A 20,210-nucleotide genomic window follows, 5' to 3' on the forward strand; every position below is an offset into this window, starting at 1 on the left:
AAGTAACTGGTGATTACTTCTTACGGCAGTATTCTGCGATAACGTACATAGATTGGCCGCCGTTCGCTTTACCAGAAACGAGCTTAGGATCGTCGCCGATGCTGATGCCACGGATAACCGTGCCTTGCTTGATTACTTGGTTAGTACCTTTAACTGGTAGGTCTTTGATAACCGTTACGTCGTCACCTTTTTTAAGTTCAACGCCGTTGCAATCGAATGGTTTGTCATCAGCTGACATCCCCGTCATTGCCCAGTTCATTTGATCTTCTTCCATGTACATCATGTCTAGCGCATCTTGCGCCCAGCTTTCAGTGTTTAGACGAGTTAGTTGGCGCCATGCAGTTACTTGAACAGCAGGAACTTGGCTCCACATGCTGTCACTTAGACAACGCCAGTGGTTGATGTCTTTTGGCTCTTCGATTTCACCTAGACACTTGTCACATACCATGATGGCGTAATCTACTGTCACGTGGCTGTGCGGAGGAACGGCATAAGCGGTTAATGGTGCATCAGCAGCACATAATTCACATTTTGATTGGCAGCGTTCTAGCATAGTAGCTTCAGAAGACATAATGGACTCACATTAGTTAGGTGTTAATTACGCGGCTATTATGCACTTTATCCATCGAAAAGAAAGGGGTATACCGAATAGCAAAGGTTTAACTGATATAAAATTGCTTTACTCTGACTTTTGAATACTAAAGGTAAACAAAATAAGCCTCATCAATGGCTTAATCTGTGTGACATTGTCACATTGTTAGCATTTTCTTTACCTCATTAGTCAGGATAGGCATAATCAACGGCGTCTTTATAGCAAATTAATAGGTTACGAGCGTTGGAACTTCTCTCGATTGAATTTTTAGGTAAGCCGCTTCGTCTAGAAGGCTCTATGGCTGGTTGGCAGCAACTGTTTTGGAACAACCAGTTGGTCTCGCAACTTGATGCCAATTCAGAGCGTGGCGATAACTCGCATCATCAGTTTACTTTGATGAATGGAGAGCAAGAGCTGGTTTGTAAACTTGAAACGACTCTAATCTGGCAGCCTTTCACTATTGATTACCATGCAACGGTGAACGGAGATACTATCCAACAGGGGAGCCGTGATACCAAAGATATTGAGAAGCAGGTTCCGTTCACGCCACCGACACCAGAAAAACGTTTTAGCCTAATTGGTTTACTCTCTTTAGGTATGAAGGCGCTAAAGAGTGCCAAGTTAATTAAAGTGGTGTTGGCTTCAGCGAGTTTAGCTGCTTATTCATGGCTATTTTCATTTCAGTTTGCCCTCGCATTGATTGCTTGTTTGGTATTTCACGAATACGGCCATGTTAAGGCGATGAAGTATTTTGGCATGAAAACAAAAGGAATTTACTTAGTGCCATTTCTAGGTGGTTTGGCCCTCAGTGATGAGAAGATCAATACCCGTTGGCAAGATGTTGTTATTTCGATTATGGGGCCAATGTTCGGCTTGATCCTTTCGATTATTCTGTTAGTTGTCTACTTAATTACTGGCGAGATGTTTTTCGCGGGATTAGCGGTGTTTAACGCCTTCTTAAACCTGTTCAATCTACTGCCGATCTTACCGCTTGATGGCGGGCATGTACTAAAAAGCATTAGCTTCTCAATGAATAGCGTTGCGGGAATCATTCTTTGTACTGCGGCAGCGGCTGGTGGAGTGGTGCTTAGCTATTCGTTAGGCCTGACCTTATTTGGATTCTTACTGATTATGGGTATGCTAGAAATCGTCATTGAATGGCGCGGCCGTCACCATAGCCATTTGTTACCACTAGACAGATACGGGCAAATTATCTCAGCTGTTTGGTATGTTGGTTTGGTGGCATCGCTGATTGGCATTATTTGGTTCTTTGCGTCAACAGGGGATCAATTACTGCAGCTACCATTACTTATCTTAGGAACTTAACCGAATTAAAAAGGGAGCATGATGCTCCCTTTTACTTATGAACAATTTGGCCGTTTAGCGTTGTAGTTTGGCAAGCTTTGGATCTTCGCTTTTAAATCTTGGATACGCGTACTGTGAGAAGGGTGCGTAGAGAGTAATTCCGGTGGTTGTTGGCCACCTGATGCTTTGGCCATGTTCTTCCATAAATCGACACTTTGGTTAGGATTAAAGCCTGATTTTGCCATCAATTCTAATCCGACAATATCTGCTTCAGACTCTTGCGTTCGACCATAAGGCATTAAGACGCCATATTGTACCCCTAAACCCAGTGCTGCCATGGTGACACCTGTGTATTGGGAATACTCTGACGAACCCAACGCAAGATTAGTAATTTGTAGACCCGCATTGGCGATTTGAGACTGGGATAAACGCTCGTTACTGTGGTCTGCCAGAACGTGAGCAATTTCATGACCGATCACGGTCGCTAGCTGATCTTGGTTGACCGCAACATCTAATAGCCCTGTATATACGCCAATCTTTCCGCCGGGGAGTGCAAAAGCGTTAACTTGCTCGCTGTCAAATACCACAACCTCCCATTGATTGAAGCCAGGCTGAGGCGGAACGTGCTTAGTAATTGCTTGTGTAACACACTGTACGTACGCGTTTTTCTTCGCATCTGTGCTGACTTTCTGATCTTTCTTCATTTGATCAAAAGACTGTGCACCCAAGCTACTCATATCATTATCAGAAAATAACAATAACTGATTACGTCCCGTTGGAGAGGCGCTACATGCCGCAATAGCAAGTGTTGTAACGACGGTTGATAGCTTTAGCCACTTTTGCATTGAGTTCCCTATAGCAAACGTAAGAATCTAATTAGGTAAATCATAACATTAGGTTACAATCCTTGTAACTGTAGTTGCTATTGGAAATATAAATGAGCATTTGGAAACGCCCGATTGATCTAGAAGTGCTAAATAAAACCTCAAAAAATACATTGATAGAGCATCTCAATATTATTTATACCGAATTTGGGGATGACTATATTTCGGCGACCATGCCAGTTTGCTCGTTTACCCACCAGCCACTGGGCATGTTACACGGCGGGGCTTCTGTGGTATTAGCGGAAACTTTGGGTTCTGTTGCGGCAAACTTTTGTGTGCCTGAAGGTAGCTATTGTGTCGGGTTAGATATCAATGCTAACCATGTCCGCTCAATGCGTAGTGGCCACGTGATTGGGACTGCCAAACCGATTCACTTAGGTGTTTCTACTCAAGTCTGGCAAATCAATATTACCGATGATCGCGAAAGACTCGTCTGTACCAGCCGATTAACCATCGCGGTAAAAAACAAAAAGTCGACTACCCGACGTAAAGAGGCGGAGTAATGGTTATTCATTTCAGTGCCGGAAAGGTTATTGTTACGCCTCATGAAATTGTCGTAAAACTTGAATCTGCTTCGATGGTGACGCTTCAATCTCAAGTCGATGCAATTACTTTAATTGGACGCGGTGCGAATGTGATTGCTGCGAACGGCAGTGAGACAAAATGGTCAATTAAGCTAGATAGCGAAGATCAGCTTCAACAAATTGCGCAAGAAACAAGCATTGCGATTCAATAATCCAATTAGCACTTGATCCTATCTACATAAATGAGGAAACTCATTAACATCCCAATGTTAGTGAGATTTCCTCTTTATGAGTAGCCCCCGCCTAAGAGTTCAGTTTGAAACGCTATTTGAACACTACAAAGGACAAGACTCCGGTGTTCAATTAGAAGAAATTACCGAAATCCTATTTTGTACCCGTCGTAATGCACGAATCGTACTCAACAAAATGGAAGAAGAAGGGTGGCTAGAGTGGCATCCTGCCCCTGGGCGTGGAAAGCTTTCCCAACTCAACTTTAAAAGAAGCCGAGCTGACGTTAGTGAGAATTTAGCTAAACGCTATTTGGAAGAAGGCAAAATCGGCCAAGCGTTAAAAGTGCTGGATCATGATAGTGCCAAGCTTGCTCAAGTAGTTGAAAAGTATCTAGGTATTGTCCATCAAGAGGGACAGCAAGTGGTGCGCCTTCCTTACTATCGACCGCTTTCGAACCTCAATCCTTTTGATCAAATGAGGCGTTCTGAGCTGCACATCGCTCAGCAAATTTTTAGTGGATTAACTCGTATTGATGAACAAGAGCAATTACAGCCTGATCTTGCACATACATGGGAAATGGTTAGCTCAACTCATTGGCGCTTTTACATTCGCCCGAGTGTACGATTCCATAATGGCGACCTCCTGACGGTTGAAAATATCCTCGACTGCTTAGCTGAATTAAAGCAAAAAACGCTGTTTTCCCACATTGAACGCGTGGAGTCTCCGGGTCATTTGATCGTAGATATTCATCTAGATCGTGCAGACTATAAATTGCCTCTTTTGTTGTCGGAGTCATGCGCGAAAATCACCTTACCGCTAGAAAGTAGAGCGGATAACTTTGATGAGTTGCCAATCGGTACTGGGCCTTATCGTATTGTGCAAAACGATCAAAAACGTTTGGTTTTACAAGCGTTTGATGGATACTTTGGATTTAGGCCATTACTCGATCGAGTAGAGGTTTGGGTGATTGATGAAGCGCATTCATCAATGGTGTTTCCAAGCCTAGCAAATCCTGTTCGACCTGAGACGGCTGAGTTTTCCGATGAAGTTGAGTTGGACCCAGGTTGTACCTTATTGATGCTCAACCGAAAGGATGGCTTGGCTGCTACAAATGATTGGGCAAATTACTTTAGCCAAAAACTCACCACGCTGAATCTGTTCCAGCAGCTTCCACAAGATAAATTGGCCGAGCTCGGCGTGTTACCTGCTCATGGTTTAAAACCGGGTTGGTATCACCATACCAAACAAGGCTACACATCACCGCCGTCATATCGCACGGTGACGATTGCCTACCACGGACAACACCCAATGTTCCCAACACTGGTTAAGTGTATTGAGTCATTGCTTAAGCAAGATGGGTTAGGCGTCAATCTGATTACTTATGATCAAACTGTCGAAGAGACGTCTGCTATCGATATATGGTTAAAGCCAATGGGAATTTCAACCAACCGTGATGATGCATTAGCAGGCTGGCTACTTAACTACAGTGATATTGCTGCGCTAAGTAAAGAAGAAGACTTTGATTATTGGGCACAGCTAGTAAGAGACTGGCAAGCGACGCCAAACGCAGCGTTTCCTTCAAAAGCATTGGGTAAGTCGTTAGCTGAAAAAATGCAGTTGATCCCGATGTTTCACTGCTGGCTTGGGGTAAGTAAAGATCAGTGTGGCTCATTACAAAATGCAAAGTGTAATGCACTGGGTTGGTTTGATTTTAGCAAGGTGTGGGTTAAGCCTCAGCTTCTTGAAAAGGGCGACGGTACTGAGTAGTGGCAAAACCAAATAAGAAGCAGCCAAGTAAAACGGTCAATATCTACTGTGCAAAGTGTAAAGCGCAATTGTTTAAGTATCGCAAGGGAGGCAAGGGCGCTCTGGTTAAGTGTTTTAAAGAGCGTATTGTCGAAGATTTCACGAAAACGTCCTGTTTTTGCCCCGAGTGTGGCGGTGAATTTGCGCGCGACACGCTAGTTAGGGGAACGCCTGCTTACAAAATAATCGGTGGAAAAGTGACCATGAAATAGTGGCGTTCTAGAATATTATTTTGGCAAACCTGCTGATTAAAAAGGATACAGAAAGTGTAAATAACAGAGCACTCAAGGTTAATTTTGATCTGAATCGATAAAATACGTAAAAACCTTGTTAAGAGCTATCAATGTTATTTAAAACTGTTAGAATATCCGCAGTTAATCTTCGGTTTTTCCAAATATATCTCAGAGGTACACAATGGAACTAGGTCTGATCATCACTTTTATCGTTGCAGCTGCTGTTATGGTAAAGAAAGAGATGGCTAGCGCTAAGTAATTCTCACATTTGCTCCATTTTTTATAATCTTTTTAGCAAATGTCAGTGATTAAAGCTCCTTAAACGGGAGCTTTTTTGTTTTGTAGAGCTTAATAATCAATTGGTTATGCCCATAAACGTAAAAAAGCCAGCATTGAGCTGGCTTTTGTTCACTAAATGGAAATTAGAATTGGTAATCTAAGCTAACACCCCAGTTACGGCCCGGCTCAGAGTAACGATCATTATATGAAGCTGTGCTAGCGCTAGAATCGACCGTAAAGTTGTCATACTGCCAATACTTCTTATCGAACGCGTTAAACAGACCTGCTCGTAGCGTAAGATCTGTCACTGGTTGATAATATGCTGTGATATCAACAACGCCATAACCCGCTGAATCTTCATAATCATAAGTTTCTGTTGGCCAGTCAGTTTTGCTTGCTACCAACTTCAAAGTAGCCAAGCCACCAAATTTGTGTTCAAAGTTGTCATAACCAAGGCCAATAACAGATGTTAAAGGTGCTACAGAGGTCAGTTTCTCACTGGTTTTCTTATCTTCCCCTTCAGCGTACGCAATAGAGAACGTAGTGTATGTACCTTCAGGCGCGCTAAACATCTGATCGAGTAGCAATACATTACTAAATTCAACCCCTTTGATTTCTACTTCATCGAGGTTAACCAATGTGAAGTGCTCTTTGCCTGGCGTCTTTTCAGGTAGTTGTTCTGTTGAAATAAAGTCTTTGTAGTCGTTGAAGAAGCCAACTAGCTCAAATTGAGCGAACTCGTTTTTGCCACGGAAACCGATTTCGTAAGATGTGCTTTTCTCTGCTTCAAGATCTGAGTTTGGTGTAAAGTCAGAACCTTTATCGTACTCGTAATACAGTTGCTCTACGGTAGGCGCTTTGAAGCCTTGACCAATTTGAGCGAAGGTACTCAATTGATCATTAAAGTGATAAACCGCACCAACCTTACCAGTGAATGCATCGTCTTCGTTTACCTTATGCGCTGTCGAGAATCCGTCATCTGTTGATGGGTTGGCCTCATAAGCGTCATAACGTAGGCCTACGTTAAGAACTAACTGTTCATCAAGTAGGAAAATGTTGTTTTGCGCAAATACACCCCATTGATCCATCTTTGCGTCTGGAACATTTGTCGCGCCTGGTGAAGAAGCACCATTGTCGTGGAAGTAATCGACATTGTTTAGTGAGAAATCAGTATTGACGTAATTCAAGCCATAAGTGATCTCATGAGTTGAGTTACTTAAGGCAACGATTTTATCGAACTGTGCATCGAATTGAACTGTTTCGTCTTCAGCGTAACGTGTTCGTGTACGCTCGCCGCTGTAACCGATCATTCCAAGGTGGTCAGTGACTAAAGCGTAGTTCTCGTTAGTACTTTCTGTCGTTTGGAAATTCAGATTAAGCGCCATGCTATCGAAAGCAACGTTATTACCAAGCAGCTCATAACTGATACCGATTTTTTCACGTAACGTTTCATCGTCAGAAGTTGAATTGTCGTACGTAACAATGTCGCCAAACATAGGGTGGCTAGATGTGTAATTACCACTTAGCTTGTTTTCTTCAAAGTTCTGGTTATTGCGCTCGTACGTTAAGCCGATACGGTTTTGTTCGTTTAATTGGTAATAGACTTTTGCAAGGATATTGCTCATGTCTTTATCAGCAGGGTTTGAAATTCCGCGATCTTCACCTTCGACGTCAGCACCATCACCATAAGCTTCTGTTTCATGACCTTGCGCATATGTGCCGATAAGAATGGTTTCTAGATCGCCACGTCGCATAGCCCAAGTTAAGGTGTTTTTAAACTGTTCATCGCTTGATGAGTATGAGGACTTAATACCAAAGCGAGATTCATCTCCGTCAGTTACAAGAAAGTCTTCAGGATCTTTAGTTTTAAGAACAACCACACCGCCCAACGCATTTGAACCATAAAGGGTCGATGAGGCACCCTTGTTAATTTCAATCGCTTGAAGGGTATCGACTTCAATTGTGTTCGGGTAAATTGCCTGAGTGCCACCGCCTGAGTTGTATGGGGTAACTTGTTGAACACCATCTACAACAACTTTAACTCGGTCACCATCCATACCACGGATATTGAAGCCTGAAATACCGAAGCGACCAGAAGTCGTCGCATCGACCCCAGGGGTATTGAGAAGAACATCTTTTAAATCGTTTGAAAGAGAGTTGTCGATATCTTCAGAGGAAAATGAATCAATAGAAGCAGCTACGTCTTCTTTGTTTTGCTCTGTACGCGTTGCAGATACCACAACTTCGTCAAATAGGGCATATTCTTCGGCGGAGGCAGTTGACGTCAGCGCGAAAACGATTGAAGCTGACAGTAGAGATTTTTTATACATTATGGTTATTACCTTTTATCCATATAGGTTTTCGTTGAGCGATACGAATCTTATTGGATCTAAATGATAATTACTATTGTTCGCATTGGTGTTTTTTTGGGTTTTCGTACGTCAAACTTGTCTTAATTACGAGAAAATCTTTAAATTACAGCGAGATATGCATTTATTTAACATTTGTAAAGGTTCAATTAATACGTTTAATGTGTGATTTTTATCACACTATGTGCAGTGGGTATAGATAAGGAAAGCAGTTGTGCAGAGTCCAATAACATTAGAAGCACTTCATATATTAGATGCGATCGAAAGGAGAGGTAGCTTCGCAGCGGCAGCCAATGAACTTGACCGAGCACCTTCATCGCTGAGCTATCAAATTCAAAAGCTCGAACAAGACCTCGATATCATGATATTTGACCGATCCGGGCACAAAGCGAACTTTACCGAAGCAGGGCGACTTATACTTGAGCGAGGAAGAGACATTCTTGCCGCGACGGAAAAGCTGGTGAATGATGCGAGCGTATTGGCCAATGGTTGGGAGCTTGATATTACACTTGCGTTTGATGGCATTATTCCAGTTAAAAACTTCTTTGGCTTAGTTGCTGAGCTTGGCAATGTGAGTTCGACACGCATCAAGCTGCAGGAGGAGATTCTCGCGGGTTGCTGGGAGTCATTAAACAATGGTCGGGCTGACTTACTTGTTGCCCCGAGAATCGATACCTTACCCCAAGATGTGAAAGCGGAAACCATTGGCACAATGGAAATGATTTGGGTCGCAGCGGTCGACCATTATGTACATAAGCGTGTGGGTGAGTTTGATGAGCAGGCGCGCGAAAAATATCGAATCGTTGCCATCGCAGATACGGCGAGAGAGCAACCTGCGCTAACGGTTAACATCACCCAGCGTCAGCCACGACTTACTGTGACAAACTTTTCAGCCAAAGTGGATGCACTTAAGTTGGGGTTAGGGATTGGCACCTTACCAAAGGAATTGGCGCAAGAGCTCATTGAAGAAGGGGTAATCAAACAAATTGAAGGGACCAAACCTCAGCCTATCGACATCATACTGGTATGGAAACGCAATAAGATTGGTGAGGCAAAATCTTGGTGCATTCAATACTTGATGAAGCACTGGAAGAAGCAATCAAAAGTATAAACAATAAGGGGAGCTCAATGGCTCCCCTTAATCTATTCCGTTAAGCAAAGGCGCATATCTGCAACGCCATCTTCAAACTGAACATCTAACTCGAATCCTAGCTTTTGAGCCAACATTAACATGCCTCTGTTAGTTGGCATTGTCATCCCCGACATTTGTAAGGTGCCTTTGTGGCGACAATATTGGATTATCTTATTCATCAGCACCTTACCTAAACCATTTCCCTTAAGATCAGAACGGATTAAAATAGCAAACTCGGCATCGGTGTTTTCTGGATTGATCAATGCACGTGATACGCCAATGATGGGTGAACCAGGACGAGACTGGCTCACGGCGACGAATGCCATTTCCCTGTCGTAATCAATTTGAGTCAAGTTTGCCAGTGCTTCATGGTTGAACTCGCCAACATCGGTAAAGAAGCGCTTATAGAGATCTTCTTTTGATACATTATGAATAAAGTCCGCATGGTGAGGCTCATCTTCAGGAAGAATAGGGCGCAGCAACACTTGCTCACCGTCTTTGAGCTCAATAAGCTCTTCATACTCTACAGGGTAAGGACGGATCGCCAATCTTTGTTGCGCATCCCCCTCATATCGTTTCAATACTAAATCTGCATCGATAATGGTGAAATTGGACCCATTTGCGAGTACTGGATGAATATCCAGTTCATGTACTTGAGGGCAATCAACCACCATTTGCGAGATTCGAACAAGTAACTCTGACAGACCATGAATATCCATTGGTTCAGGCAGTTTCTGTGGGCGAATCTTGCCATTTTTGATCGCTCTAACGATAAGGTAACGCGCTAGGGCCATATTGAGTGGCGGAAGAGCAGAAGCAGCATCGAGAGATTCATCCCACTCAGAACCGCCTTGACCCAGCAAGATCACCGGACCAAACGTATCGTCATGTTTAACCTTGATACGTATTTCTTCACCACCGGCAAGCTTTGCCATCCCTTGTACCAACAGGCCGTGTATGTTCGCAGAAGGATAGGAGAGTTTAGTACGATCAAGTATCGCATCGGAAGCACTTGCCACCTCAGTACTGTTTCTTAAGTTAAGCATGACACCTTGTACATCTGACTTATGAGCGATGTCAGGGGAACGCAGCTTGACCGCAACTGGATAGCCGATTTGCTCCGCAACGTGAACCGCTTCGCTTGAATCTGAAGCAATCCAAGTCGGCAGCACTTCAAAGTTAAAGCAGCGCAAGAATGGACCGATTTGATGAGTATCCAGTGATACTGTGTTTTTATCCAGTAGCTTTTCTTCTATCCAATTATTCGCTTCTTTTAACTCTGCGATGTGCACGGGTTCTGCGGTGGTTGGCGTTTCCATCAGTTGTTTTTGGTTACGTCTGTACTCGACAAGGTGCATGAAGGCGACCACGGCACTTTCAGGCGTGCGATAAGTAGGAATACCGGCTTGGGTGAAAATATCGCGAGCTGGTTTTGCGGTCAGTTCACCAGACCAGTTGGTTAGAAAGTTAAAGCGCTTGTGGCGTGGGTGCGCTTTAATCGCATCGACCACCGCTTTGGCTGTTAACTCTGAATGCGCGACAGCAGACGGGCTGTGCATGATCAAAATGGCATCAGCGCAATCCGTATCCATCAGTGCGTTGAGTGTATTCACATAGCGTGACTGATCCGCATCGCCAACCATATCAATAGGGTTGTTGTAACTCCAGCTGGTGGGCAAAAGCGAAGTCAGCTTATCCAACGTCTCATCAGATAGCTCTGCTAATTTTCCGCCACGTTCAAGCAGTGTGTCGACGGCCATGATTGCAGGGCCACCACCGTTGGTAATGATGGCAAGCTTCTCACCACGCAAAGGGACCGAGTGCGTCAGAGTTTCTACCGCTGCAAATAGCTCATGAGAGTTGTTTACGCGCAGCATACCCGTACGGCGAATAGCGGAATCGTAGATGATATCGAGCGTGTCGTCGCCACCGGTGTGTGCTTTTGCGGCAAGACGCCCAGCAGACGTTCTACCGCCTTTCAGTACCAAAATACGGCGGTTACGAGACGCAGCACGCGCGGCAGACATAAAGCGTCGTGCGTCTTTGATCGTATCAACATAAAGCAGGATGGCTTCGGTATGAGTGTCGGTACTTAAATGATCAAGCAGATCAGCGAAATCGATATCTAGAGCATTACCTAATGAGATAAACGCCGAAAATCCGATGTTTTTGTCATTGGCCCAATCAAGAATTGTCGTACACATTGCCGCTGATTGAGAAATAAAGGCGATTTTCCCTTTTTCTGCGGTAACAGGAGAGAATGAGGCGTTGAAATTCACCCAAGGTAGAACCAAGCCCAAACTGTTCGGGCCAAGTATGCGCATACCACTTTGTTTTGCGATTCGAAGACAGGCAGACTGAATACTTTCGCCATCGTCATTGGATAAATGCATATCGGCAGAGAGGACAATAACCGATTTTACCTGCTTGTCTGCGAGCTGTTGAAATAGAGCCTGATTGTATTTCGCATGAGTACACAAAATGACGACATCGGGAACGATCGGCAGTTGATCAATCGAAGGATAGGCGAGCACACCACACACCGATGAGTATTTTGGCGTGACGGGCATGATTGCACCTTCGAAGCCGCCATGAAGCAAATTCTTCATTACGATATTGCCGGCTCGCATCGGTTTAGTCGATGCACCAATAACGGCGACAGAACGAGGTTTAAAGAGTTGGTTCAAGTTGCTCATCTCATGCTCCCAATACAGCGACAACACTCATCCTAGCGAACCTAACTGGTAAATACTCATCGATTTTGATGTTGTTTTAATCAGATCACTCCGGTGCTGGTTAAGTTTGTGCCATGCGTCACAGTGTATTGATATATAATTAGAATGTTGGGTTGATTCTCTTCCTTTCTAGCGGCATGATTTACAGTAATTTCTAGTTAAGGCATTTAAAATTTCATGAAAAAAATTGCGATTGTTGGCTTATCAGTGGTGCTTTCTGCATGTGTGTCGAGTGATTATGTCACCGATGTAAGCTCGGAAAGCTATCGTGAGGATTACAAAACAGCTAAGGTTGAACAACCAGTTGTATCACAGCAGGGAATGACCAACGGCATTTCAGAAGACAACGTTGCTGTTGTTAATATGTCTACTCCAGAAAAACAGGCTGTGAAGACGCAGGCTAAAGCGAAACCAGCTGTAGCGATTATTCCGCCTACCGCTAAGCAGAAAGCGATGAACCCTCGTTACGGTTTCACTATCCAAGTGGTTGCTGTCGGTTCACAAACTAAGGTTGATCAGTTTGCACGTAAATTGCCACGTGACAACCAACCTATCTGGGAAAACTACAAAGTAGTGAACGGTACTAAATGGTACTCAGTACTTTACGGTGACTATGCAACTCGCACAGATGCTAAAAAGGCGATCGGTGAACTTCCAAGTGAATTCCAATCTATGAAACCTTTTGTGAAGAGCATTGATGCTATCAAGAACTCTCAATACCCAACTTTGAACAAGTTGAATTAATACCATTTTTATAAGAAGGGGCTCTCGCCCCTTTTTTTACGTCTAAATTGTAAGCACTCAGAAGCCAAATTCAGAAATTCTTTGCGAAAACCGTGTAACTGTATGCGCTTTTGATTATCATGTTTTTCTAATCCCTCTGTTGTGTCACGGAAAGATCGATTAATGACTAGTACGACAATTCTTCTTCTTTGCGGTGGTGGTTCATCTGAACATGAAGTATCACTCGTTTCTGCAAACTTCCTTCAATCTCAGCTAGAACAGACGTCTGACTTTAACGTTGTACGCGTAGAGATGAAAACAGATGGGTGGTACACCGACAGTGGTGACCTTGCATACCTAGATACCAACTCTGGTACATTGAATACCGACTCTCAGCAGATAAAGTTAGACTTTGTCGTTCCTTGTATTCATGGTTTCCCTGGTGAGACTGGCGACATTCAGTCAATGCTAGAGCTATCGGGTATTCCTTATTTAGGTTGTGGCCCTGAAGCGAGTACAAACAGCTTCAACAAGATCACATCTAAGTTATGGTATGACGCGTTAGGCATTCCGAATACGCCGTACATTTTCCTTTCTGAGAATAGCCAACAAGCTTATGAGCTAAGCGCGCAAGCTTTTGAAAAATGGGGAAGTGTCTTCGTCAAAGCTGCACGACAAGGTTCATCTGTAGGTTGTTATAAGGTAACGGAATTGTCGCAACTACAAGCTGCTCTAGATAATGCGTTTGGTTATTCAGACCAAGTACTTGTTGAGCAAGCGGTTAAACCTCGTGAACTTGAAGTGGCTGCGTATGAAATTGATGGTCAGCTTCATATCACTGCACCGGGTGAAGTAATTGCACCGGAAGATGCGTTCTATTCTTATGAAGAGAAGTACAGCACAACAAGTCACTCTACAACTAAAGTGGTGGCGACTGACTTGAACGAAAATCAGCTAGCGGTGATTCGTACCAGCTCAGAGAAAGTCTTCACGCAAATGCGCCTTCGTCACTTATCTCGAATCGATTTCTTCTTAACGCCTAGCGGTGAGATTTACTTGAATGAAGTGAATACGTTCCCAGGAATGACGCCAATTTCGATGTTCCCTAAAATGCTAGAGAACAACGGACACAGCTTTGCAGAATTCCTCGCTAACTGTGTCAAAACATCAATTTAAGTCCAAGGCTTAATTGATTTAAAGACTATCTTTTCTTCTTCTGCCTGTGCCTTATTACCGAGATAGTGATAAGGCATAGCTGCACTTTGCCAGCGACCTAGTTGCTGGATCTCCCTCACTTTTTTTCCCTGTTTAGCAAGGTTCTCAACTGCACCAACTCGCAGTGATTGACCGGAAAACTGAACATCTAAGCCAAGCTTGCTACTCGCGTTACGTAATATACGAAAGATAGAAGAGTCATCTAATGGGTTATTACTTGTGACACCATGCTTATCAATGGCTGTAAAAAGTGGCCCAGAGGAATAAGCTTTCGATTCAATCCATTTGTCCAAGAAAAGGCTAGCAGATTCAGATAATGAATAGATTGCAGAGCCAACGGATAGTTGTTTGGCGTGTTGGTCACCGATAACATCTTGATGGGATAACACTTTTAGCTCCCCACGTTTCAACATGCACTCGAACATGATGTAGTAGATCGCGAGGTCTCGTTTGTCTTTCAACTTCGTGGAAGACTCAAGGCGTTGAGTAATCATCTTTAAATGCTTGAGAGTAAAAGGTTGAGCTGAGGTTGCATCGTGCTTTTTCTCAAGCCTTAGCCGTGCCATAAGGGTTTGAATGCCTTGGGTGCTAGTAGGATCGACAATCCCTAGGATTCTATGAATCAAACCAATAGTGACGCCGTAACGCTTAATGGTCGCATATTTTCTTTTCTGAGCTTCACGTTCCAAAAATAATCGAACAGCAGTCGATGAGGCAGGAATAGGGCGCACATGCTTGCTCTGACAAAATTCAGTGAATAGATTCCAATCTTTTCTCATAGCTAACAGTGAGTTATGAGAGTAGGAGTTATCTGTTAAAGAATTGATATCTTCCAATTCGATAGGACTAGAAAATGTAGAAGCAAATTGATTTCTTTCGTCTTTGCATGTGATGACGCGAACGATTTTCTTCATTTATACGCACTATAACCAATAAAGTTATGATAAATATACTTGATAATGAGCAATTTACAATTATTATTAAACTAATCTACTACAACGATAATAATCATTATGGCTGCTGCTACTTACAGAGGCTTTGTCCTCAAAACTGCTGGAAATTCAACGGAAGTTTGGCAAGTTCAAATCAAGAGCCACGTGCTGTCAGGCAGCATGGCTGCTGTGAAAAAGAGTATCGATTGGTTCTGTGATACGGCTACCATCATCGACCCTAAAGAGTTTAGCTCGTTGGCTGAAAAGAAAACGCCGACAGGGAGCCCTGTACAGGAAAACTTTAACGGTTATACGCTCAAAAATGACACCGGTGACGTGAACAGTTGGTACTGTTTCTTCAACGGTCGTCTAATTAAGGGTGGAAAACTTGCTATACAGAAGCATATAGAGGCATACTTGCTGGCTAAGCAAAAAGCCGAACAGCAACAGAAGAAATAACACTTATGACTCTTGTATATAGTACTGATGTAGGTCGAATCAAACCTGAAGAAGAAAAGCCACAGCGTGAAAAAGGCGATGGAATCGTTCGTATCATTCGCCAAACGAAAGGACGCAAAGGTAAAGGCGTTTCTATCGTAACTGGTTTAGATTTGGATGATGCACCTTTAAAGCTGCTAGCAGCAGAGCTTAAAAAAGTATGTGGCTGTGGTGGCTCAGTAAAAGATGGCACAATTGAAATTCAGGGCGACGCACGTGACAAGATCAAAGCGCACCTTGAAAAGAAAGGCCACACAGTAAAATTAGCCGGTGGCTAAACCTAAGAACAGGTTTGTTAATCTCTGATTATCAAACTAGTTATTAGGTATTTTATGTAAAATTCGATTATGTTGAATCAGACAGCATATAGAGCGTAAAGCAGGCTAGTAGAATCAGAGCACTTCATTGTGCTCTTTTAATTTGATACGATATTAAACTATTCTTGGTTGCGATTAAGTACGCGAGTGAGTTAGTCGTTAAACCTTACTAATATCTAACATTCTAAATCCCATGAAGTGAAAATTGATTCATGAAGTTGTTTTTTCTTCATCAAAGCGCAAGCTAAAGAGGAAAACAGAAACAGTTAGTTCATGAACCTCAGTTTCTGTTTTCAATGTCATATACTCGTTTTTAAACACCAGTGGTTAGCCATCATTTGGTCACAGACTTGTCTTGCTGTGGTCGTAATTCGAAATTGGACATAAACGAGTTTCAGGAATTCTAACATTAGCGATTCATGAATAGCTTTTTATAAGGCAAATATTGCCAATTAACACGCCTCTCAACTCGATTAGCTTTATCTCATTCAAAAGAGTGGGATGGTTTTCGAATGTGCAATCAGAAGCTAGAGCTTCCTACTGGTCGCAAGGTGTCCCCGCAAGAAAGACTCACCGCTGTTTGCTTATTAGATATCAAGTCCGAATTTGAGGTAAGAACATCCTCTAAATTACTTAAAGTTGCTAGAGCGTTGGCATTGGTACGATGTTCTGATGATTAAAGAAAGAGCGTAACCCCTTGAATTGTTTTTATGCATATCGTTGATAGAAAAAAAGTTATATATTATCGAGCAATAAAATTAGAGTCACAGAGCTATACATAATGAAACATATCAAAAATCGAAGTGCTCTCAATATTGATCAGACTAATGGAAAAATTGTTCATATTAAGACTGATCCAGCTTCAAAAGGGGGAACCCATTTTTATTGGAACAAAAGCCGTTCTGAGCTGATTTGTGGTAGTAAGATCCAATTTCCTGTTGAGTCTCTAGCGTCGGCTTCTATAACAAGAGAAGCTTGTTATGCATTCCCTCGTAGTGAAATACAGATTGGTGATTCTGTCGTGTATCTTTTGTACGCGGAAGCGTTGCCAATAATGTGTGCTACAGTGATTGGGAAAAAAAGGGAAGACGGTAAGCTTTGGCTTTATCTTGAGCCGACATCAGCTCAGTGTCCTATAGCTGGTACTTTAGCTCCTTATGATAAATCTCTATTTTTTATTGTGTCCAATAACAAAAAATTCAATAGAAGGTTAGCGACAAAAAACAAAGTGTTTGCAGCTTACGAAGATGAATTGGAAAAAATTGAGTTCATATATTCAGCTATCAAGTCTAAAAAACTGATTGAGGAATATATGACACAGAGCAAAAGTCTTGGCGAGTCTATTTTCATAAAATGCCATACTGAGCTTTTTGGAGGGATTTATGACTGGGGTGGCAAGTATCGAAATGATGAAGTTGTTATTTCTGCTCGAAACTTTCCAACAATGCACCCTGATGAAGTACCCGAACAGATGAGATCTTTTTGTGCTGATTTTGCTTCACAGTATTTAAGTAAAGTAAAACATGACAAAGAAAAGTTGATAGATGCTTTAGTTTTTGCTCATGAAAGGTTGGCTTGGATTCACCCTTTCTCCGATGGGAATGGAAGGACAATTCGCTTGTATCTTGAAATCGTAGCTAGGACTCGTGGGTTTGAATTTAACTTAGCGAAGGCGCTTTCAAAGAACAAAAGATACTATCATTATGCAGTACGCTCTTGCGTTAGAGAGGGGAGCAAAGACAGGAGTCATTTAAGAAGAATCATTGCAGCAGCCCTAGGCTAAGGGCTGCAAATAACCTATATCAAAGTAGCTAAACGACTACTAGCGTTTGCGATTCGTTTCCAATCCGCGTCAGAGATTTTATGTCCTTCTAGTTCGAAAGATAGACGCACATTATCAAAGATAGATTTCTCAAGCTTTTTAAGATTCATGGACACTTTGCTTGGAGTGTTTGAACCTCTAATTATTACATCGATGCAATTGCTTGAATTTCTAACTGCTTTCATAAATTCTCTCAAAACTCGGGATACGATAAAACCAAAACATAGTTAACACATGGTTATCAAATTTGATTATTGACCTTAGCGTCAATGTTTGTCAACTTTTTTAAGTCACTTTTAGGTCAGGCTAGAACTTGGAAAGTGAAGGATATCAGTATCCCTTATCTAAGAGCTTTAGTCAAAAGAACTCCATGAGGAGCCTCTGTTAATTTAAGGGGGAGAAGTTATTGAGAGTTCTATTTAAACGGTGAAGGGCTTTTTACGAAACAGACCAAAAAAGCTATCAACAGGTAGCATTTAATGGTAACTATTGTCGTTTCAGCGATCCAAAACAAATTTCTGATAGGGGCGCAGAACTCGGCTTTTGAGCCTTGTCATCACTCCAGTAATGCAAACTCAGCAGCGAACATCATACTAAGCAGAAAAACTTTAAGGCTTAAGGATTAAGAACCAATATGTTAGCTGAATACATAAAAGTAATTCGTCCTTAAAGGGAATTGAGCGTAAGTCATGTTCACCGAAGCCTAAAAAGTACTGTACCGTTGCGTTTTTCTAATAATGGTACAGTACTCTATAATCAGAATTCCAAACGTAGTGATCAATATTTATATATAGATATCTAAACGAGGTTGGGTAGTTCTGAGCTAGCCACATCAACTAGACTACCAAGACATTGTCTGGGCTGCGTCAAATTGACGTAGCATATAGCTAACCTACACCAGTTCTTATCCTAAGATTAACAGTCCAACATCTAGTCAAATTAGATCCCAACTTTGGCTTGGATTTTTCAGCACTAAGTTGCCGTCAGCTTACGTTTTTCAGGTGACTCCACAGCGAGTTTGTCGCTTTCATATACTTAACGTCTTCAACGAACCCTTTGGAAAGTTAACTCATATTAGGTTTATCCGAGCTACCCGCAAAATCATTACATAGTTCAGGTATAGCACTATGCAGGTGTTTAGTTACCCGCTATAGCTAAACTCGAAGATAACTCATCTATATGCTCGTAATGTCATGAATAAAGATTAGTTTTCTGAATAGCATCCGTTGAAAAACAATGCACCTATCACCATATGATATTTAGAATATTGCTATTCTCGAGTGACTAAATCTAGAAGCAGATAACCATGGCAGAAAAAGAAAAAATTGATGTGCTTATTGTATGCGCATTAAAGGATGAATTTGAGCAAGTCTTACAAATCAAGGACGGTATCGAGAGTACTGGTTGGATAGAGAGAACTTTATCAAGCGGGAGGTTAGTTGCTGATGCTCGTTTTGCAGGTAAAGATAATGCAATAATATCTGCTCGAGTTACTTGGTCTTCATATATGGGGCGAGAAGAAGCGAGCGCTCTAGTCCATAGCATGCTTTCCGAGGCCGACTTTAAGTGCATTGCAATGACGGGTATATGTGCAGGCCGAAGAGGAAAAGTCTCCCTTGGCGATGTTATTTTTGCGGAAAGACTTTGGTCTTATGATGCAGGTAAGCTCATTAAAGAAGGTGATATCGAGGTATTTCAAGGTGATATGCTTCAATACCGTCCTGACACAGAAATTGTTCAAAGAATGCAAAACCTCTCTGTAGATTTATCCGCTTGGCCGATATCTCGACCTAAGTACCCACTCGAAAATCAAGAGAATTGGGTAATACAGTGTTTAGCAAATCAAATTAAACCATTTGAACATGACGAATTTGATACCAAATGCGCAGATTGGCAGTCTGTGCTAGCCCGATTACTAAAGAAAAAATTAGTGACTAAGGAACTTACTTTAACTGACAGTGGGATCGAGAAAGCCACTGAGTTGAATCTATGGCACCCGAAAGGGTTACCTGAGCCTGAGCCATTTAGAATTCATGTCGCTCCTATAGCAACTGGGGCTGCTGTTGTTGAGGATTCAGGCTTGTTTTCAAGGCTTTCTCATTCTATGCGTAAAGTTCTTGGTGTTGATATGGAAGCAAGTGCACTAGGTGCTTTAGGTAATATAAATCGAATTCCTGTAATTGTAGTAAAAGCAGTTTCTGATTTTGGGGACACATTTAAAGATGATCAGTACAGGCACTTTGCTTCTCAAGCATCCGCTCAGTGCATGTTGAAGTTTCTTCGAGATAATGCAGATATGTTTACTCACCACCAGGAAGTCGAGTTGATGAATGTTTCAACTGATGACCTAATTGTTTTTTTAGCAGAAGAGTACCCTGATATTTCAGATGCTAGGGCTCTTTGGAAGAGAGCTGGCGGGCGAAATAGTGATATTGCGAGCAACTCGAGACCAAAAGATATGTGGTTGAATATTTGGCAAAAATCAGTCAATGGTGCAGCGGTGAAACCAACTGACCTGTTGAATACTGTTGCTCATGACTATCCTGAAAGCGATTTAATTGAAAGCTTTTTAATTCATTTATCCGTCAACGAAAAACTGTACTAAGGAGCTAG

Annotated in this window: 17 protein-coding genes and 1 pseudogene; 13 read left to right on the forward strand and 5 right to left on the reverse strand. The window is 42.3% G+C overall.

What is annotated here, in order from left to right:
* Positions 1–13: 13 nt before the first annotated feature.
* On the reverse strand, positions 14–571 hold the full coding sequence (locus ACHUFZ_RS05200) for a PhnA domain-containing protein (protein WP_134834682.1): 558 nt from the start codon (positions 569–571) through the stop codon (positions 14–16).
* Between the two features lie 264 nt (positions 572–835).
* On the opposite strand from ACHUFZ_RS05200, the gene ACHUFZ_RS05205 reads away from it, so the two are divergent.
* Complete coding sequence (locus tag ACHUFZ_RS05205) at positions 836–1,918, forward strand: site-2 protease family protein (protein WP_394126198.1); 1,083 nt, start codon at positions 836–838, stop codon at positions 1,916–1,918.
* 35 nt (positions 1,919–1,953) lie between these two features.
* Here ACHUFZ_RS05205 and ACHUFZ_RS05210 read toward each other — a convergent pair whose 3' ends face one another.
* Positions 1,954–2,742: a M48 family metallopeptidase gene (locus ACHUFZ_RS05210; protein ID WP_394126199.1), complete on the reverse strand. Its 789-nt coding sequence runs from the start codon at positions 2,740–2,742 to the stop codon at positions 1,954–1,956.
* 92 nt (positions 2,743–2,834) lie between these two features.
* Here ACHUFZ_RS05210 and ACHUFZ_RS05215 point away from each other — a divergent pair, with 92 nt between their 5' ends.
* The 4 genes from ACHUFZ_RS05215 to ACHUFZ_RS05230 all read left to right on the forward strand — a co-directional run bounded on the left by ACHUFZ_RS05215 (position 2,835) and on the right by ACHUFZ_RS05230 (position 5,554).
* A complete protein-coding gene (locus ACHUFZ_RS05215; RefSeq protein WP_394126200.1) occupies positions 2,835–3,284 on the forward strand; it encodes a hotdog fold thioesterase in 450 nt (149 codons plus the stop codon).
* Entirely contained in the window at positions 3,284–3,517 is a 234-nt protein-coding gene (locus ACHUFZ_RS05220) for a DUF3389 domain-containing protein (RefSeq protein ID WP_394126201.1), read from the forward strand. The genes ACHUFZ_RS05215 and ACHUFZ_RS05220 overlap by 1 nt, the downstream gene beginning before the upstream one ends.
* 76 nt (positions 3,518–3,593) lie before the next feature.
* Positions 3,594–5,303 carry an SgrR family transcriptional regulator gene (locus ACHUFZ_RS05225; protein ID WP_394126202.1) on the forward strand — a complete coding sequence of 570 codons (1,710 nt, stop codon included), beginning with the start codon at positions 3,594–3,596 and terminating at the stop codon, positions 5,301–5,303.
* Positions 5,303–5,554 (forward strand): hypothetical protein, encoded by a 252-nt coding sequence (locus ACHUFZ_RS05230; RefSeq protein WP_394126203.1) that lies wholly within the window; start codon positions 5,303–5,305, stop codon positions 5,552–5,554. Before ACHUFZ_RS05225 ends, ACHUFZ_RS05230 begins: the two co-directional genes overlap by 1 nt.
* Positions 5,555–5,997: 443 nt before the next feature.
* On the opposite strand, the gene ACHUFZ_RS05235 is transcribed toward ACHUFZ_RS05230, so the two are convergent.
* Positions 5,998–8,184: a TonB-dependent hemoglobin/transferrin/lactoferrin family receptor gene (locus tag ACHUFZ_RS05235; protein ID WP_394126204.1), complete on the reverse strand. Its 2,187-nt coding sequence runs from the start codon at positions 8,182–8,184 to the stop codon at positions 5,998–6,000.
* A 253-nt stretch (positions 8,185–8,437) separates the two neighbouring features.
* Here ACHUFZ_RS05235 and ACHUFZ_RS05240 point away from each other — a divergent pair, with 253 nt between their 5' ends.
* Complete coding sequence (locus tag ACHUFZ_RS05240) at positions 8,438–9,334, forward strand: LysR family transcriptional regulator (RefSeq protein ID WP_134834688.1); 897 nt, start codon at positions 8,438–8,440, stop codon at positions 9,332–9,334.
* Between the two features lie 32 nt (positions 9,335–9,366).
* Here ACHUFZ_RS05240 and ACHUFZ_RS05245 read toward each other — a convergent pair whose 3' ends face one another.
* The gene (locus ACHUFZ_RS05245) at positions 9,367–12,051 is read right to left on the reverse strand and encodes a bifunctional acetate--CoA ligase family protein/GNAT family N-acetyltransferase (protein WP_394126205.1); all 2,685 of its coding nucleotides are present in this window, start codon (positions 12,049–12,051) and stop codon (positions 9,367–9,369) included.
* Between the two features lie 216 nt (positions 12,052–12,267).
* Between ACHUFZ_RS05245 and ACHUFZ_RS05250 the strand changes: the two genes are divergently transcribed.
* Positions 12,268–12,834 (forward strand): SPOR domain-containing protein, encoded by a 567-nt coding sequence (locus tag ACHUFZ_RS05250; RefSeq protein WP_394126206.1) that lies wholly within the window; start codon positions 12,268–12,270, stop codon positions 12,832–12,834.
* Positions 12,835–12,996: 162 nt separating this feature from the next.
* On the forward strand, positions 12,997–13,989 hold the full coding sequence (locus ACHUFZ_RS05255) for a D-alanine--D-alanine ligase (RefSeq protein WP_394126207.1): 993 nt from the start codon (positions 12,997–12,999) through the stop codon (positions 13,987–13,989).
* Here the strand turns inward: ACHUFZ_RS05255 and ACHUFZ_RS05260 are convergent.
* On the reverse strand, positions 13,986–14,942 hold the full coding sequence (locus ACHUFZ_RS05260; protein WP_394126208.1) for a tyrosine-type recombinase/integrase: 957 nt from the start codon (positions 14,940–14,942) through the stop codon (positions 13,986–13,988). The genes ACHUFZ_RS05255 and ACHUFZ_RS05260 overlap by 4 nt on opposite strands.
* 99 nt (positions 14,943–15,041) lie before the next feature.
* On the opposite strand from ACHUFZ_RS05260, the gene ACHUFZ_RS05265 reads away from it, so the two are divergent.
* The 5 genes and pseudogenes from ACHUFZ_RS05265 to ACHUFZ_RS05285 all read left to right on the forward strand — a co-directional run bounded on the left by ACHUFZ_RS05265 (position 15,042) and on the right by ACHUFZ_RS05285 (position 20,202).
* Positions 15,042–15,419: a DUF3319 domain-containing protein gene (locus tag ACHUFZ_RS05265; RefSeq protein WP_394126209.1), complete on the forward strand. Its 378-nt coding sequence runs from the start codon at positions 15,042–15,044 to the stop codon at positions 15,417–15,419.
* 5 nt (positions 15,420–15,424) lie between these two features.
* Positions 15,425–15,736, forward strand: coding sequence for a stress response translation initiation inhibitor YciH (yciH, locus tag ACHUFZ_RS05270; protein WP_171760574.1), 312 nt, complete (start codon positions 15,425–15,427; stop codon positions 15,734–15,736).
* 536 nt (positions 15,737–16,272) lie between these two features.
* Positions 16,273–16,455 (forward strand): annotated as a pseudogene (locus ACHUFZ_RS05275) (regulator); the annotation flags it as partial.
* 101 nt (positions 16,456–16,556) lie between these two features.
* Positions 16,557–17,558, forward strand: a complete 1,002-nt coding sequence (locus ACHUFZ_RS05280; protein WP_394126210.1) for a Fic family protein — start codon at positions 16,557–16,559, stop codon at positions 17,556–17,558.
* Positions 17,559–18,903: 1,345 nt separating this feature from the next.
* Positions 18,904–20,202 carry a 5'-methylthioadenosine/S-adenosylhomocysteine nucleosidase family protein gene (locus ACHUFZ_RS05285; RefSeq protein WP_394126211.1) on the forward strand — a complete coding sequence of 433 codons (1,299 nt, stop codon included), beginning with the start codon at positions 18,904–18,906 and terminating at the stop codon, positions 20,200–20,202.
* Positions 20,203–20,210 lie beyond the last annotated feature (8 nt).

This window comes from Vibrio hepatarius (genome assembly GCF_043642085.1).
Taxonomy (GTDB): Bacteria; Pseudomonadota; Gammaproteobacteria; order Enterobacterales; family Vibrionaceae; genus Vibrio; species Vibrio hepatarius_C.